The 15,184-nt window shown below is 63.3% G+C and carries 18 protein-coding genes; 8 read left to right on the top strand and 10 right to left on the bottom strand.

Annotation, left to right across the window (positions count from 1 at the left end; all coding sequences use genetic code 11):
• Positions 1-2: 2 nt before the first annotated feature.
• Positions 3-635: a transporter gene (locus AC1RZR_RS04190; protein ID WP_379105033.1), complete on the top strand. Its 633-nt coding sequence runs from the start codon at positions 3-5 to the stop codon at positions 633-635.
• On the opposite strand, the gene truA is transcribed toward AC1RZR_RS04190, so the two are convergent.
• The 4 genes from truA to def all read right to left on the bottom strand — a co-directional run bounded on the left by truA (position 605) and on the right by def (position 3,480).
• Positions 605-1,372, bottom strand: a complete 768-nt coding sequence (truA, locus tag AC1RZR_RS04185) for a tRNA pseudouridine(38-40) synthase TruA (RefSeq protein ID WP_481827726.1) — start codon at positions 1,370-1,372, stop codon at positions 605-607. The two genes, AC1RZR_RS04190 and truA, sit on opposite strands and share 31 nt — an antisense overlap.
• Positions 1,373-1,503: 131 nt before the next feature.
• Positions 1,504-2,013, bottom strand: coding sequence for a GNAT family N-acetyltransferase (locus tag AC1RZR_RS04180; protein WP_379105031.1), 510 nt, complete (start codon positions 2,011-2,013; stop codon positions 1,504-1,506).
• The gene (fmt, locus tag AC1RZR_RS04175; protein ID WP_481827725.1) at positions 2,010-2,945 is read right to left on the bottom strand and encodes a methionyl-tRNA formyltransferase; all 936 of its coding nucleotides are present in this window, start codon (positions 2,943-2,945) and stop codon (positions 2,010-2,012) included. The genes AC1RZR_RS04180 and fmt overlap by 4 nt, the downstream gene beginning before the upstream one ends.
• 4 nt (positions 2,946-2,949) lie before the next feature.
• Positions 2,950-3,480, bottom strand: a complete 531-nt coding sequence (def, locus tag AC1RZR_RS04170; RefSeq protein WP_379105028.1) for a peptide deformylase — start codon at positions 3,478-3,480, stop codon at positions 2,950-2,952.
• 103 nt (positions 3,481-3,583) lie between these two features.
• Here def and AC1RZR_RS04165 point away from each other — a divergent pair, with 103 nt between their 5' ends.
• Positions 3,584-4,855, top strand: a complete 1,272-nt coding sequence (locus AC1RZR_RS04165) for a DNA recombination protein RmuC (RefSeq protein ID WP_477268361.1) — start codon at positions 3,584-3,586, stop codon at positions 4,853-4,855.
• Between the two features lie 142 nt (positions 4,856-4,997).
• Here AC1RZR_RS04165 and AC1RZR_RS04160 read toward each other — a convergent pair whose 3' ends face one another.
• From AC1RZR_RS04160 to AC1RZR_RS04150, 3 genes are all read right to left on the bottom strand, one after another.
• A complete protein-coding gene (locus tag AC1RZR_RS04160) occupies positions 4,998-5,402 on the bottom strand; it encodes a GFA family protein (protein WP_379105026.1) in 405 nt (134 codons plus the stop codon).
• Between the two features lie 73 nt (positions 5,403-5,475).
• Positions 5,476-6,441, bottom strand: a complete 966-nt coding sequence (locus AC1RZR_RS04155) for a cation diffusion facilitator family transporter (RefSeq protein WP_481827724.1) — start codon at positions 6,439-6,441, stop codon at positions 5,476-5,478.
• A 147-nt stretch (positions 6,442-6,588) separates the two neighbouring features.
• A complete protein-coding gene (locus AC1RZR_RS04150) occupies positions 6,589-7,398 on the bottom strand; it encodes a transglutaminase-like domain-containing protein (protein ID WP_477268354.1) in 810 nt (269 codons plus the stop codon).
• Positions 7,399-7,610: 212 nt separating this feature from the next.
• Here AC1RZR_RS04150 and AC1RZR_RS04145 point away from each other — a divergent pair, with 212 nt between their 5' ends.
• Together AC1RZR_RS04145 and sugE are read left to right on the top strand one after the other, a co-directional pair.
• A complete protein-coding gene (locus AC1RZR_RS04145) occupies positions 7,611-7,736 on the top strand; it encodes a hypothetical protein (RefSeq protein ID WP_258591069.1) in 126 nt (41 codons plus the stop codon).
• Between the two features lie 205 nt (positions 7,737-7,941).
• Positions 7,942-8,256 carry a quaternary ammonium compound efflux SMR transporter SugE gene (gene sugE / locus AC1RZR_RS04140; protein WP_481827723.1) on the top strand — a complete coding sequence of 105 codons (315 nt, stop codon included), beginning with the start codon at positions 7,942-7,944 and terminating at the stop codon, positions 8,254-8,256.
• A 166-nt stretch (positions 8,257-8,422) separates the two neighbouring features.
• On the opposite strand, the gene AC1RZR_RS04135 is transcribed toward sugE, so the two are convergent.
• Complete coding sequence (locus AC1RZR_RS04135; RefSeq protein ID WP_481827722.1) at positions 8,423-8,851, bottom strand: DUF6481 family protein; 429 nt, start codon at positions 8,849-8,851, stop codon at positions 8,423-8,425.
• Between the two features lie 314 nt (positions 8,852-9,165).
• Between AC1RZR_RS04135 and AC1RZR_RS04130 the strand changes: the two genes are divergently transcribed.
• A complete protein-coding gene (locus tag AC1RZR_RS04130) occupies positions 9,166-10,227 on the top strand; it encodes an LLM class flavin-dependent oxidoreductase (protein ID WP_481827721.1) in 1,062 nt (353 codons plus the stop codon).
• Between the two features lie 39 nt (positions 10,228-10,266).
• Here AC1RZR_RS04130 and AC1RZR_RS04125 read toward each other — a convergent pair whose 3' ends face one another.
• Positions 10,267-11,097, bottom strand: coding sequence for a helix-turn-helix domain-containing protein (locus AC1RZR_RS04125; RefSeq protein ID WP_481827720.1), 831 nt, complete (start codon positions 11,095-11,097; stop codon positions 10,267-10,269).
• A 94-nt stretch (positions 11,098-11,191) separates the two neighbouring features.
• Positions 11,192-11,746 carry a carboxymuconolactone decarboxylase family protein gene (locus tag AC1RZR_RS04120; RefSeq protein ID WP_477268345.1) on the bottom strand — a complete coding sequence of 185 codons (555 nt, stop codon included), beginning with the start codon at positions 11,744-11,746 and terminating at the stop codon, positions 11,192-11,194.
• Positions 11,747-12,048: 302 nt separating this feature from the next.
• Here AC1RZR_RS04120 and AC1RZR_RS04115 point away from each other — a divergent pair, with 302 nt between their 5' ends.
• The 3 genes from AC1RZR_RS04115 (at position 12,049) to AC1RZR_RS04105 (ending at position 15,169) form a co-directional block, all read left to right on the top strand.
• Positions 12,049-13,218, top strand: coding sequence for an AI-2E family transporter (locus AC1RZR_RS04115; protein WP_477268343.1), 1,170 nt, complete (start codon positions 12,049-12,051; stop codon positions 13,216-13,218).
• A gap of 67 nt (positions 13,219-13,285) precedes the next feature.
• Positions 13,286-14,287: an LLM class flavin-dependent oxidoreductase gene (locus tag AC1RZR_RS04110; RefSeq protein WP_481827719.1), complete on the top strand. Its 1,002-nt coding sequence runs from the start codon at positions 13,286-13,288 to the stop codon at positions 14,285-14,287.
• A gap of 111 nt (positions 14,288-14,398) precedes the next feature.
• Positions 14,399-15,169, top strand: a complete 771-nt coding sequence (locus AC1RZR_RS04105) for an inositol monophosphatase family protein (protein ID WP_481827718.1) — start codon at positions 14,399-14,401, stop codon at positions 15,167-15,169.
• Positions 15,170-15,184: the final 15 nt, after the last annotated feature.

The raw sequence follows: 15,184 nt of genomic DNA, 5'->3' as shown, positions 1-15,184 counted from the left end.
GCATGCTTTCGGCGGACGAGACCCAAGCTTCGTTGACCGGTGCCTGGCGGCTGATGCTCGGCAAGGCCGACGGTCTGCGCCTGCTCGACCTGTCGGCCGACGGCTTCTGGAATTCCTTTTTCGCCATCATCGTTGCCGCACCGCCGCTGGTCGTCGGCTGGGTCGGCATCGCCAATGAGATCGGCGATCCCGACGCCTTCGCCGGACGCTTCAGCATGCTGGTGCGCCTGGCGACGGTCGATATCGGCTCCTGGGTGCTGCCGCTCATCGCATTGGCCCTGGTCGCGCCGCGCGCCGGGATTGGCGGCCGCTTCGTCCACTATGTCGTTGCCAGCAACTGGGCCTCCGCCATCACCGCCTGGCTGATGCTGCCCTCGGCGCTGATCAGGCTTTTCCTGTCGTCCGCAAGCCAGATATCAAGCGCCGTGTCGCTGCTGTTGTTTGCCCTGTCGATGGCGCTGACCTGGCGCATGACCAACGCCACCATCGGCAAGGGTGCCGCGGTCGGCACCGCCGTTTTCGTCGGCATGTTCATCGCGTCGCTATTGGTGCTGTTCGGCCTGCAGATCCTTCTCGGCATCACCGTTCCGGACGATGTCGGGCCTCAGAGCCTTTCCGGGCTCGTCTCCGGATAGTCGACGCCCACCAGAAACAGCCCGTCGGGCGGCGCCACCTGGCCACAGGCGGCCCGGTCGTGTGCCTCGAGCGCCGCTTTCAGGTCGGCGACGGTCCAGCCGCCTTCGCCGACGCGCTTGAGAGAGCCGACCATCGAGCGCACTTGATTGTGCAGGAAAGAGCGCGCCGAAGCCTTCACCTCGATCAGGTCGCCCTGCCGGCTCACATCGAGCCGCTCCAGCGTCCTGACCGGGCTGTTTGCCTGGCACTGGGTCGAGCGGAAGGTGGTGAAGTCATGCCGTCCGAGCAGGACTTTTGCCGCTTCGTGCATGGCACCGGCGTCAAGCCGCTTCGGCACCCACCAAACCTTGCCCTTGTCGAGCGCTGCCGGCGCGCGGCGGTTGAGGATGCGGTAGAGATAGTGGCGGCCGGTGGCCGAGAAGCGCGCGTCGAAGCTGTCGTCGACGACCACAGCTTTCAGGATAGCGATGCGCGCGCCGGCCGCCTGCAGATGGGCGTTGATGGCGTCACGCACCTTGTCGCCCGGCCACGCCTTGACGAGGTCGACATGCGCCACCTGGGCGGTCGCATGCACGCCGGCATCGGTGCGGCCTGCGGCGCGCAACCGGACCTCTTCGCCGCAGAATTTTTCGATCGCCTGCTCGATCGCCTGCTGCACCGAAGGCTGATCCGCCTGGTGCTGCCAGCCGGCAAACAGGCTGCCGTCATATTCGATGTCGAGGCGAAAACGCGGCATGCTAGAGCATGATGCCGAAAAGTGTGATGCGGCTTTCGGACGACATCATGCTCTATCTCTCTGAGGTAGAGGCGGATTCAGATTTCAGGTCGATTCGACCTGAAATCATCCGGCTCCAGGGCTGTTGCCGCTTACGCGGCGAGCGCCGAGCCGAAGGCCGAGGCGTAGACCAGTCTGCCGGCTTCCGGGGCGTCGCCCCAGGCCAGTGCCTGCAGTGCCTCGCCCTGGTACTCGCTCTCGAACTTTTCGGCGCGTTCATGGCTGTAGCCGAAACGGCTGTAGTAGGCCGGATCGCCCAGCACCACGGCCAGCGTCTCGCCGGCATCCTTGAGGCGGATATGCGCCTCGCGGATCAGCGCACCGCCGATGCCGCTGCCATGGAACGAAGGTTCCACCGCCAGTGGCGCGAGCGCCACGGCGGCAAAGTTCTTGCCGCCGCTCTGGACGAACAGCCGCGAAAACAGGATGTGGCCGACCACCTGGCCGTCTTCTTCCGCCACCAGTTCGGTGACGGCGTCGCCGCCGGTAACCAGCGCGTCGACCAGTCCGGCCTCCGCCTGCTGGCCGAAAGCGTGCTCCTCGACGAGGCGGATGGCCTCGCGATCTCGCGGCGTCGCCGCGCGTATCGACATCATGCTCATGAGAATCTCATTCCTTTTTCGATCTTGGCCCCGCGCAGGAATTCCGACGCGGCAGCGGGCCTTCCGCCCGCCCGTTGAACTTCGACCAGACTGATCGCGCCTGCCCCGCAGGCGACCGTCAGCCGGTCATCGAGAATTCCTCCCGACTCGCCGGCGCCTTGCGACAGCGTCGAGCGAAGCAGTTTGAGCCGCTCCAAGCGGCCGCCAATTTCTATCTCGGACCAGGCACCGGGAAAGGGCGACAGGCCGCGGATGGTATTGTGGACCGCGCCCGCCGAGCGAGTCCAGTCCACGCGAGCCTCGGATTTATCGATTTTTTTGGCGTAGGTCACCCCATCCACCGCTTGGCGAGTAAATGTCAGGGTGTTCCTTTCCAGTCGCGCCAGCGCTTCCACCATCAGTGCAGCACCGACACTCATCAATCGATCATGCAGATCGCCGGCTGTCATATCGGGTTCGATGGCGCATTTTTCAACCATTCCCACCGGACCGGTGTCCAGGCCCTCTTCCATGCGCATCACCATCATGCCGGTTTCGCTGTCCCCGGCCATGATCGCGCGCTGGATGGGCGCGGCACCCCGCCAGCGCGGCAGAAGCGAGGCATGGCCGTTGATGCAGCCAAGCCGGGTTGCCTCCAGAACCGCTTTCGGTAACAGCAAACCATAAGCGACGACCACCGCGACATCGGCCTGCAGGACTCGGAAAGCGGCCTGCTCGGCCTCGCCCCTGAGCGATACCGGTGTGCGCGTCTCGATGCCCAGCCGCTCCGCCTCGCGTTGCACGGGCGATGGCGTCAGCTCCAGCCCGCGCCGTCCGGCGGCGCGCGGCGGCTGGGTATAGACGGCGGCAACCTCATGTCCGGCCTCGGCGATCGCGCGCAGCGTCGGCACCGAAAACTCCGGCGTGCCCATGAAGATGACGCGAAGGGGCATTCCCCTATCCCACCATCTTGCCCGGCGCCTTGTCCCTGGCGAGCTTCTTGAACTTCTTCACCACCATGTCGCGCTTCAGCTTCGAGATGTGGTCGATGAACAGGACACCATTGAGGTGGTCGATCTCGTGCTGCAGGCAGGTCGCCATCAAGCCCTCGGCCTCGGTCTCCTGCAGCTTGCCGTCACGGTCGAGATATTTGACCCGGACAGTGGCAGGGCGTTCGACCTCGGCATAGTAGTCCGGGATCGACAGGCAGCCTTCCTCGTAGACGGAGCGCGTGTCGGCGCTGCTCAGGATTTCCGGGTTGATGAAGACATGCGGCGCCGGCGTCTCGTCTTCTTTGGCCAGATCGATCACCAGCATGCGCACCGGTTCGCCGATCTGGATTGCCGCCAGCCCGATGCCGGGCGCGTCATACATGGTCGCCAGCATGTCGTCGGCTAATTTGCGCAAAGGCCCGTCGACGCGCTCCACCGGCTTGGAAACCTGGCGCAGGATGGGGTCGGGAAGGATGATGAGCGGCTTGATCGGCATGGCGTTCCACCTAAGACCTCCAGCGAAAAGCGTCAACCGGGGCGCCTTGCCAGCGTTCACGTTTTGATCTGTGCCAGCCGACCGAATCGGCTATGCTGTCCACATGAATGATCTGACATCCATCCTTTCGGAGCCTGTCGCGCGGCTTGGCGCTTCCACGATCACGCTCGGCCATGCGCTGGCTTTCGGCGTGTTGCTGTTTCTTGGCCTGTTCGTGGCCCTGGTCATCGCGCTGTGGCGGTCGGCCAAGGCGCGCGCCGTCGCCGCCGCCGAAGCCGCCGATCATGCCCGCGACGCCGAGGCGCGGATGGCCGGCATCCTGCAGTCCCAGGCCGAGATGCAGGGCCGCATGGGCGCCATCGCCGAAGTGTTCGGGGCACGGCAAGCGGAGCTGACGCAGTCGATCGGCCAGCGCCTCGACGCCATGACCGGCCGCCTCGGCCAGACCATGACCGAGCAGACCAAATCCACGCATGAGAGCCTGGCCAAATTGCAGGAGCGGCTGGCGATCATCGATACCGCGCAAGGCAACATCCAGTCGCTCGCCGGCCAGGTTGTGCAGTTGCAGGCGATCCTCTCCAACAAGCAGACGCGCGGCGCCTTCGGCCAGTCGCGCATGGAGGCGATCGTTGCCGACGGCCTGCCGCATGGCGCCTACGAATTCCAGGCCACACTCTCGAACGGCAGCCGGCCCGATTGCCTGGTGAAGATGCCGAACGGCGCGCCGTCCCTTGCCATCGATGCCAAATTTCCGCTCGAAGCCTGGAACGCCATCCGCGCCGCCGATGGCGCCGACCTGCAGAAGATCGCCTCGCAGGCCTTTCGCCGCGACATCGAGATCCATGTCCGCGATATATCGGAAAAATACCTGATCCAGGGCGAGACGCAGGACACCGCCTTCATGTTCGTGCCGTCGGAATCGGTGTTCGCCGAGATCCACGAGAATTTCGAGGCCATCGTCCACAAGGCGCACCGCGCCCGCGTCGTCATCGTCTCGCCGTCGCTGCTGATGCTGTCGATCCAGGTCATTCAGGCCATCCTCAAGGACGCGCGCATGCGCGAACAGGCGCATCTGATCCAGGGCGAGGTCATCCGGCTGATGGAGGACGTTGCGCGTGTCGACGAGCGGGTGCGCAAGCTGCAGGTTCATTTCGGCCAGTCGGCCAAGGACATCGACGACATCCTCGTCTCGACGTCGAAGGTGACCAAGCGTGGCCAGAAGATCGAGGCGCTGGAGTTCGGCGCGCAGCCCGACGGCGAGGCCGGTCCCGAAGCCGCATCACGGCCTCCCGCTGCGAAGGTCGAAGCTGGCGCCCGCGTTGCCGATTCGAAGACCGGGCAACTCAGGCTGAGGGTCGTCGAAGGCGACGACTAGATCGGTTCATCGGTTTCACGGAGACGCAGAACCGCTCTATCTCCTTGTCTTGACGCAATTCCCCAGGGAAAGCGCTACGTGCTTTTCCCGGGAAAACCGTTTCACACTTTTCCTGGAATTGCTCTAAACCGCCGCAGCAGCGCTATTGCTCCTCCACGGTCGTCATGCCCTGAAATTCCGGCAGCCAATGCAGCGCCGAACGGTGCCATTTCTGCTGTGTCGGGATCAAATCCTCGCGTTGCCTCGCGGTTCCCGTTCGAATTCCGTAGACTTTTGGGCCATCCCCAACCGACGTGGCGTAAAGGTGCGAACCGCAGTCGGCGCAAAAGGCCTGGGCGCGCTTGGCGCCGCTCGCCCCGGTCTTGATATAGATTTTCGGCGTACCCTTGGTGATCCGGTAGTGATCCTCGGGCGCGGGAACAGTCACCCGAAAGGCCGTGCCGGTCAGTTTCTGGCAGTCCGAGCAGTGGCAGATCGAGGTCTTTTCCGGGTCGATCTCCGCTTCGTAGGTGATGGCGCCACAATGGCAGCCGCCGTCGATTTTCATCGTCGCTCCTCCAAAATCACTCCTGCCTGGGCTCAATCTTAGCTGGGCAAAGCCGCGAGGCAACGGCGCAGCGCTAGTCCAGAACCGGATCGGATGCGGGTTCGATCAGCTTGCGCCGCTGTTCCCAGGTGCCCGTGGTCTGCGGCTTGACGAACAGCCGCGTGATCTCCGGCATCTCTGTCTTCAGCCGTTTCTCGATACGCTCCACACAGGCTTCGATCTCGGGCGCCGTCAGGTGATCCTCGAATTCGATGCTGAGGCCGGCGACGATCTCTTGCGGTCCCATGTGGACGGTCAGAACACCGTTTGCCTTCTGCACCGCAGGATCCTGCTGGACGATCGCAAGCACCTTTCTCTGGACCTCCGGTGAGGCCGGCTCGCCGATCAGCAGACCCTTGCTTTCGCGGGCCAGGAAAATCGCCGTCGCTCCCAGGATCAATCCGATGCCGATCGAGGCGGCGCCATCGAGTTCCGGCATCTCGAGCAATTCCGCTGCCAGGATGCCGGCGAAAGCGACGACAAGGCCGAGCAGCGCGGCGCTGTCCTCGAACAGCACGGTGTAGACGCTCGGATCCTTGCTCGATTGCACGGCCTGCAGCCAACCCTGCTTGCCCTTCTGCTGGCGGAACTCCTTCAGCGCCACCAGCCAGGAACTGCCCTCGAACAGGAAAGACAGGCCGAGAACGATGTAGTTCACCTCAGCGTTGGCGACCGGTTCCGGCGACATGATGTGCACCACGCCCTCATAGAAGGACACCCCGGCGCCCAGCGCGAAGACCAGAAGGGCTACGATGAAGCTCCAGAAATAGAGCTCTCGGCCGTGACCGAGTGGATGTGTGCGATCAGCCGGGCGGGCGGCGCGGTGCATGCCGTAGAGCAGCAGACCGCCATTGCCGGTATCGACCAGCGAGTGCACGCCTTCCGACAGCATCGCCGAACTGCCGGTGAAGAAGGCGGCGGCGAACTTGGTCAGCGCGATGGCGAGATTGCCGGCGAGCGCCGCATAGATCACCCTTTTTGAGCCGCCATGCCCGGCCATGCTGTTGTCCCGTTCAAGGCGCCCAGACTAACGGCCAGACCGCCAAAGCTCCACAGGCATCACAACGCGCGAACTGTCGGCTTGTTCAAACGGCGCTGGGTAATGAGGTCGGTCGTTAGAGAGGGTGGGGCGGGCGGAAGACGGCGACTATCCGAGGATCTCGTCGGTCCACACCTTGAAACCAGCAAGCGTGCCCGGCCCGAAAATATGGGTCAGCGGCACGTCGGCGGCGTCACGGCCGGAGGCGATCAGGATACGGCCGATGCGCGGCGCATTGTTGCGCGGGTCGAAGACATGCCAGCGGCCGCCGAGATAGACTTCCATCCAGGCGGCAAAATCCATGCTCGACCACGGCTTTGGCGTGCCAATGTCGCTGATGTAGCCGGTGCAGTAGCGCGTCGGGATGTTGAGCGCCCGGCAGAAGGTGACGGCGAGATGCGCGAAATCGCGGCACACGCCACTCTGCTCGCGATAGGCTTCCGCCGCGGTGCGTGTCGGCCGCGCATTGCCGTAGTTGAAGACGATATGATTGTGGACGAAATCGCAGACCGCCTGCACACGCGCAATGCCGAGCGGCGTGTGGCCGAACAGGCGCCACGCTTCGCTCGCCAGCAGATCGCTTTCGCAAAAACGGCTGGGCAGCAGAAACAGGAGCGTGTCCGCCGGCAGGTCGCGCACCTCGTGCTGCCATGCCATCAGGTCGCCCATCTCGAAGGTGCCGGGATCGCGGATCACCGCGTCGGTGCCGAAGGTGAAGCGCCCGGGTGGGGCGACGAACCGGTTGCACCAATTGCCGAAACTGTCGCGATAGCTTTCGATCGGCACCGGCGGATTGGTGGTCAAAAAGTCCGGCCGCTCGAGATCGGAGGCGCGGGAATAGTGGACATTCAGCATCGCGATGAGCGGCGTTTCCTGCGGAAAGTCGAAGCTCATCTCGCAGCCGATGTGGATTCGCATTGTCGTCCTGACCGGCCTGCCTGTTCATCGCCCGGCGAAAAGCCGTGCTGATGCTGCAGTGCGAAGACAACCATGACACGGACCGGCATGGTTTACGAGCAAATTAGAAACCGGTTGAAAGCGGCCGACTGGCGGCGTCGACAGGCGCTGGCCTCTTGCAGTCGGACGTTTCTCTTGTTTCACTTCGCTTTCCACATCAGGAGGAACGAATCATGGCTAAAGGTGCGATGAAGGCAGGCAAGGAAGCCCGCAAGCCGAAAAAGGACGCCAAGAAGCCCGCCGCGGCGCCGGCCCTGAAGGCGCCGCCGGTCAAGGCGATGAAGCTCAAGGACAAGTAGGTCCGGCCATCCGCTTCGGGACCGATTGCGACCGGCGACGTTGTTGCCGGTCGTTGTTGATCGAGCGCTCGAAATTCCTATGTTGGCGTGGCGGGGACGACCTCGCGCTTTCCCCGAAATTCCGGCCGGGACGACCCGCCATTGTTGATTGAGCATCGGATTCCGAAAATCGAATTCGGCCCGATGCTCCGATGGAGCGTTGTCGATGTCGTGGATTCTTCTGTTTTTTGCCGGCCTGTTCGAAATCGGCTGGGCAATCGGCCTCAAATACACCGACGGTTTCTCGAAACTGATGCCGACCGTGCTGACCGTCGCCTCGATGATCGTCAGCCTCGCCCTGCTCGGCCTGGCGCTGAAGACGCTGCCCGTGGGTACCGCCTATGCGGTGTGGACCGGCATCGGCACCGTCGGTACGGCTCTGCTCGGCATCTGGCTGCTCGGCGAGCCGGCCACCGCGGTCAGGCTGGCCTGCATCGCGCTCATCGTCTGCGGCATCATGGGACTTAAGTTCGCAGCCTGATCATACCCCTGAAGCGCGTGGCGACGCGCTTCAGGTTCTTGTTTTGATGCATGTCGTCCTCCCAAAACCGGGGCGACCTTTTTGGGGCGACATGCATCGGACAAACACGTTCAGGGCCGCTGCAAGGCGACCCTGATTCTCGAAGCGGATGCTTCGTAGCTGGAGGCTAGCGGGCGGAGAAGCCTGGAGGCGTCCTGCCCGTGCGCTGCTTGCGCGCCGCATAGCGTGCGTCGCGCTTGGCCTTGCGTTCGGCTTCGTCGGCCAGCAAACGGGCAATGCGCTCGTTTTCTTCGGCTTCCAGAATCTTGGCTTCAGCCTGTGCCGCCTCTTCGGCCGCGATGCGTGCCGCTTCGGCTGCTGCCTCGCGTTCGGCCTTCTCGACCGCCTCGCGTGCCAGCTTTTCCTGCTTCAGCCTGGCCTTTTCAGCCTCGCGTATCTGGCGAGCCTCGAGGATCGCCTTGCGTTCGGCCTGTCGTGCCTGCACCGCAGGATCGTCTGCCGCCGGCTTTGACTTGAAGCGCTCCAGAAGCGCCTTCTTTGCCTCGTTCGCGGCATTGCGCCGCTCGAAAATGTCTTTTTCCCTGTAGATAGCCAAGTCCACTTCCCTGAAGTCAATTCGCGACGCTTACATACGCGCGAATACCGAGAGTTCAAGCGCCAAAACGGCATGCCAGCCATGAAATTCCGGGTTGTTGCAGTCGGGAGACGCCTTTTCGGGCGAAACCGACATGCACTGTTCACCGTCCGCCCCTCTGGCGGCGCGGCTGACGCGTCGCTACCTCTAGAGCGGTTCACCGAAATGGTGAACCGCTCTTTCACTCTGTTTTCACGCAATCCGGACGGAAAACCGTTTCACACTTTTCCTGGAATTGCTCTAGCCGGAAAACCCAACACCAGGATGACATTCGAATGGAACTCGGTCTCTACACCTTCGCCGACGTCAGCCCGCAGCCGGGCCCGGGCGCCATCGGCCCGCATGAGCGGCTGCGCAACCTGATCGAGGAGGTCGAACTGGCCGATCAGGTCGGCCTCGACGTCTTCGGTCTCGGCGAGCATCACCGGCCCGACTATGCGGCCTCGGCACCGGTGGTGGCGCTGGCCGCTGCCGCCGAGCGCTCGAAGCGCATCAAGCTGACCAGCGCGGTCACCGTCCTGTCTTCCGACGATCCGGTGCGCGTCTTCCAGCAATTCGCCACGCTCGACCTTCTGTCGGGTGGCCGTGCCGAGATCATGGCCGGCCGCGGTTCGTTCATCGAATCCTTCCCGCTGTTCGGCTTCAATCTCGAGGACTATGACGAGTTGTTCGCCGAAAAGCTCGACCTGCTGCTTGCCATCCGTGACAGCGTAAAGGTCACCTGGGCCGGCAATCTGCGGGCACCGATCAACGATCGCGGCGTCTATCCGAGGCCGTTCCAGGACAGGTTGCCGGTCTGGATCGCCATCGGCGGGACGCCGCAATCGGCTGCACGTGCCGGAGCGCTCGGCCTGCCGCTGGCGCTCGCCATCATTGGCGGCGAGCCGGCGCGTTTCGCGCCGCTGTTCGATCTCTACCGTGAGGCCGCCAAGCGCGCCGGCAGCGATCCGGCGGGCCTCGCAACCAGCATCAACGTGCACGGTTTCATCGCCGAAACCACGGAGCAGGCGGCCGATGATTTCTACGGCCCGCAGGCCGAAGTGATGAACCGCATTGGGCGTGAGCGCGGCTGGGGTCCGACATCGCGGGCGCATTTCGACCAGTCGCGTGGTCCCAATGGCGCCCTGTTCGTCGGCAATCCGGAGCAGGTGGCCGAAAAAATCGTCGCCCAGCACAGGATCTTCGGCAACGACCGCTTCCTGCTGCAGATGGCGATCGGCACCATGCCGCATGCCAAGATCATGAAGGCGATCGAACTCTACGGCACCAGGGTGGCGCCGATCGTACGCAAGGAAACAGCGAAGTCCGCGCCGGCACTGGCGGCGCCCGTCGCCTAGTCTAGGCAAGCGGCAGGTCCGCAGCCCGTCCGTTGCACGCTACCGGTTAGAGACGGCCGCCATCATCTCGGCATGATGGATCTCGGTCGCCTCGTCCGCCGGGAACATGCACTCGATGCGGAGTTCCTGAGCGGCAACGGTTTGCGGCGTGCCCACCGTGGTGACCATCGAAAAGTAGTTAAGGACCCGGTCTCCCCTGATGAAACCCAATGGAATGGCGGGCATGAAACCGATTGCCACGGGGTTCTTCCAGTCACTTTTCACGTCCGGATAGGCGAGCAGTTCTGCAAGCAAGGCCTTGGTCTTCTCGTCGACGATACGGCCGATGGATTCGCGATAGACACGTTCGAACAAACTCCTCGCCACATCCTGCCAATTGGCGATGCACGGACGCATGCCCTGAGGATCGAACATCAGGTGCAGCATGTTGCGCGGTCCCTGGCGAGCGGCGATGTCGATGAAACAGCCGAAGAAGCGCGGCGTGGCTTCGTTGGTCATGAGCACGTTCCAGTATCGATCCATGACCACGGCGGGAAATGGCTCGTGCTGCCGCAACATGCGCTGCAACGCATTGGTCACGCTCTTCATCTCGGCGGAGTCCCACTCGCTCTCGGAAAACATCGGCGCATAGCCTGCCGCCAGCAGCAATGTGTTGCGGTCGCGCAAGGGGATATCGAGCGCCTGGGCGATGGCCATCAAGGTCTGGCGGTTGGGAACGCTGCGGCCGCTTTCGACGAAGCTGATCTGCTTTTGCGAAATGCCGGTATCGAGTGACAGGTCGAGCTGGCTGCTGCCACGCAGATCACGCCAGTGGCGCAGGAGCACGCCCAGGTTCGGCATCATGTTGGTCGTGATTTTCGCCGATTTCATGGATCATATCCTCGCAACCACCTGCACCGTACACGGCGCATATGCCCCGACATCGCATGGATGGTGTCGGCCAATCCATGCGATGCCGATTGGCTCAGGCCGCCGCGGACCACGCCTGGGGCTGGAGGCGTTCCTCGATCGGCGTGCCGGCCATGTTGGTGGTGGTTGCCGCCACCGTGGAAATGCCGACACCGGTCACCACTTCCAGGATCTGGGCCTTCGAATAGCCCGCCGAAGTAAACGCGTCGATGTCCGCATCGCTCACGTTTCCTCTGTTCTCGATCAGCGCCTTCGTCAGCGCCGAGAGTGCCGCATATCTGGGATCTCTCGGCAACCGGCCATCACGGATTGCCTTGACTTCGCTTTCGGCAATCCCGTCTTCGATGGCGAAGGTCGAATGCGCCGCAACGGTCCATGGACATTTGATCGTGACCGCGTTGGTAAGCAGTAGGACCTGCTTTTCGATCTCGTCGAAGCTGCCGCCGTGAAAACTGCCGAAGATGCCGACGAATCCGTTGAGAAGAACCGGATTGTTCGCCATCGTCGCCAGCGCGTTCGGAAGGAAGCCAAATCTCTCTTCCAGCGCCTTCAGTGCAGGCTTGGATTTTTCCGGCGCCGTTTCGATTGTCTGAAGGTTGAATCTCTGCATTGTAACGTCCTCTTCCAAGGTCAATTTCCGACTGCGCTTTCGTATTGCGCCACGGCGGTGTTCGATCGTTGTTCGCTTGTGGCGCCACGAAAGCCTGCCTGTATTAGGCTTGTCCAAGGAGTGGTCTCAATTACACGCCATGTAATATTTCGATCGATCGCTGCGCTGCTGCCGTCTGATTTCCCACCAAGCCTCACGCCTGGCGGTCTCGTTCCCGAAGCCGGCTCATGGAACCTGCGCCCGTAACCTGCGTTTCATGCAGGCAATTGCCGATCGCGGAGGGCGGCGGCTCGAGGGTGACCATGAAAACCGAACCCGCTGCCTTGGGCGCAGGCGTTGCCGATGAGCCAGATCCGCGCGTCGAGACCCGCGCCGATACGCATCTGATGCGTTCGCTGCTCGTCGGCATCTTCCTGTTCATGGCTATCTACGCGCTCTACTTCGCCCGCGCCTTCTTCATGCCGGTGATGCTGGCTTTCCTGCTGGCCCTGACGCTGACGCCGATCGTCCGGCTGCTGCGCAAGCGCGGCATTCCAGAAGTGGTGTCGGCGACCCTTCTGGTGCTGCTGTCGATCTGCATTTTCGCCAGTGCCGGCTACCTGCTCAGCGGTCCGGTCATCGACCTCATCAACAACACCTCGTCGATCGGCCAGCAGCTGGCCGAGCGGCTGGCGCAATTGCGGCGTCCACTTGAGCGGATCATGCAGATCTCGCACCAGATCGAGCAGCTGACCGCGACATCGCAGGAGCCCGGCATCCAGAAGGTGGCGGTCGCCCAGTCAGGTATGCTGTCGTCAGCGGCCAGCAACATCCTGTCGGCGGGAACAAGCCTCACCATCATCTTCGTGCTGTCGCTGTTCCTGCTCGCCTCGGGCACGATGTTCTACGAGAAGATCATCCAGTCCTTCGCCAGCCTCAGCGAAAAGAAGCGGGCGCTGCGCGTCGTCTACGACGTCGAACGCGAAATTTCGCACTATCTGCTCACCGTCACCATCATCAATGCCGGCCTCGGCGCGGTGATCGGCCTTGGCCTGTGGGCGCTCGGCATGCCCAACCCGCTGGTCTGGGGCGTCGCCGCCGCCCTGCTCAACTTCCTGCCCTATGTCGGGGCGCTGATGACCATCTTGCTTGTCGCGGTGATGGCGCTGATCAGCTTCGACACCATCTCCTACGCTCTGCTGGCGCCGGCCTTCGTGCTTTTGTGCGACACTGTCGAAGGCCAGTTCGTGACACCGATGGTGGTTGGCCGGCGCCTGGAGATCAACGCCGTGGCGATCTTCATCGCCATCGCCTTCTGGTCGTGGCTCTGGGGCTTCGTCGGCGCCCTGATGGCGGTGCCGTTGCTGGTCGTCATCAAGGTGTTCTGCGATCATTTCGAGGGGCTCAGCCACGTTGGCAATTTCCTCGCCGCGCAGCAGACGGCAGTCGTCGTGGACGATGACGTCGCCGATCCCGAATCCGCAAAAGGCTGATCAATATTTTTGAATTTGCGGCGCCGCCAGGCGCTTCCTACATGCGGTCCTACACAGGATCCCGTTCATGACAGCCCTTTCCGTTCTCGACCTGTCGCCGATCGTCGAAGGCAGCGATGCCTCGCAGTCGCTGGCCAACTCGCTCGATCTTGCCCGTCATGCCGAACGACTGGGCTACAAGCGCTACTGGCTGGCCGAGCACCACAACATGCCGGGCATCGCCAGCGCGGCCACCGCCGTCGTCATTGCCCATGTCGCCGGCGGCACCAGGACCATTCGCGTCGGCGCCGGCGGCATCATGTTGCCCAATCATGCGCCTCTGGTCATTGCCGAGCAGTTCGGCACGCTGGCCGCCTTGCATCCGGGCCGCATCGATCTCGGCCTCGGCCGCGCGCCTGGCACCGACATGGGCACGGCACGCGCCTTGCGCCGCAACCTCGAGGCCGGCGTCGACAATTTCCCGCAGGATATCGTAGAGCTGATGGGCTACTTCCAGCCGGCCGAGGAAGGCCAGCGCATCCGCGCCGTGCCCGGCGAAGGCCAGAACGTGCCGATCTGGATCCTCGGCTCCAGCCTCTACGGCGCGCAGCTCGCCGCCATGCTCGGTCTGCCTTACGCCTTTGCCTCGCATTTCGCGCCGGCGGAACTCGATCACGCGCTCGACGTCTACCGCTCGCGCTTCCAGCCGTCGGAACAGCTCGACAAGCCGCATGTCATGCTCGGCCTCAATGTCTTTGCCGCGCCCACCGACGGCGAGGCGAGGCTGCTGTTCACCTCGCTGCAGCAAGCCTTCGTCAATCTGCGCACCGGCAGGCCCGGCCGGCTGCCGCCACCGGTCGAGAACTATGACCGCGATCTCGATCCGATGGCCAAGACCATGCTTGGCCAGGCGCTGTCCTGCGCCGTCGTCGGGTCCCCGGACACGGTCAGGCAAGGTATCGACGCGTTCGTGCGCCGCACCGGCGCCGACGAGCTGATGGTCACCGCGCAGATGTTCGACCATGCCGCGCGGGTGCGGTCGTTCGAAATCCTGGCCGAGGCCCACAAATCGCTGTCGCAAGCGGCCTGATAGTCTTGGAACGGATACTCCTGGCTTGGAAGGTGCGGTCTGCTTCTGCTAAGGGCGAGGCATCCTTCCGCAACATCGAGCTCCCCCGTGAAAAATGACCATGACGCACGCATGCAATTTGCCATCGAGCTGGCGCGGCGGGCGGGCGAACTTGGCCTGAGATATTTCCGCGACCTCGACAGCCTGACCATCGAGAGCAAGGGCCATCAAGACCTGGTCTCGGAAGCGGACCGCGAGGTCGAACTGTTCATCCGCGCCGCCATTGCCGCCGACTATCCGCAGGACGGCATCGTCGGCGAGGAACATGCCTCGGTAACGGGCTCGACAGGCTATGTATGGGTGATCGATCCCATCGACGGCACCGCCAATTTCGTGCGCGGCATTCCGGCCTGGTGCGTGGTGATCGCGTGCGCCCTGAATGGCGAGACCGTGGTTGGCGTCATCCACGAGCCGTCGACCGGCGAGACCTTTCACTGCCGGCTCGGCGGCGGCGCCTTCGTCAATGTCAGGCCGATCAGGACAAGTGCTGCCACCAGCCTGGAAGAAGGGTCCGTCGGGACCGGATTTTCAAACCGCGCCGACACCGAAAATGTCGCCGTGCTGGTCCGCATGATCCTGGCCGAAGGCGGCGTCTTCTTCCGCAACGCATCCGGCGCCTTGATGCTCGCCTATGTCGCCGCCGGCCGCCTGCTGGGCTATGTCGAGGAGCACATGAACGCCTGGGATTGCCTGGCCGGCATGCTCCTGGTCGAGGAAGCCGGTGGCACGGTCGTCAAACCCGATCCGACGACGGTGCTGCAGAATGGGACGCTGGTGATATCAGGCGGCAGGGGAGTCTTCCCGAAACTGCATCAGCTTGGTTCAGAGGCGTTCAAGCTCTGACCCTGCCGACCTCGT

Source organism: Mesorhizobium bavaricum (assembly GCF_056781655.1).
This window is presented reverse-complemented; position numbering and strand designations above follow the sequence as displayed.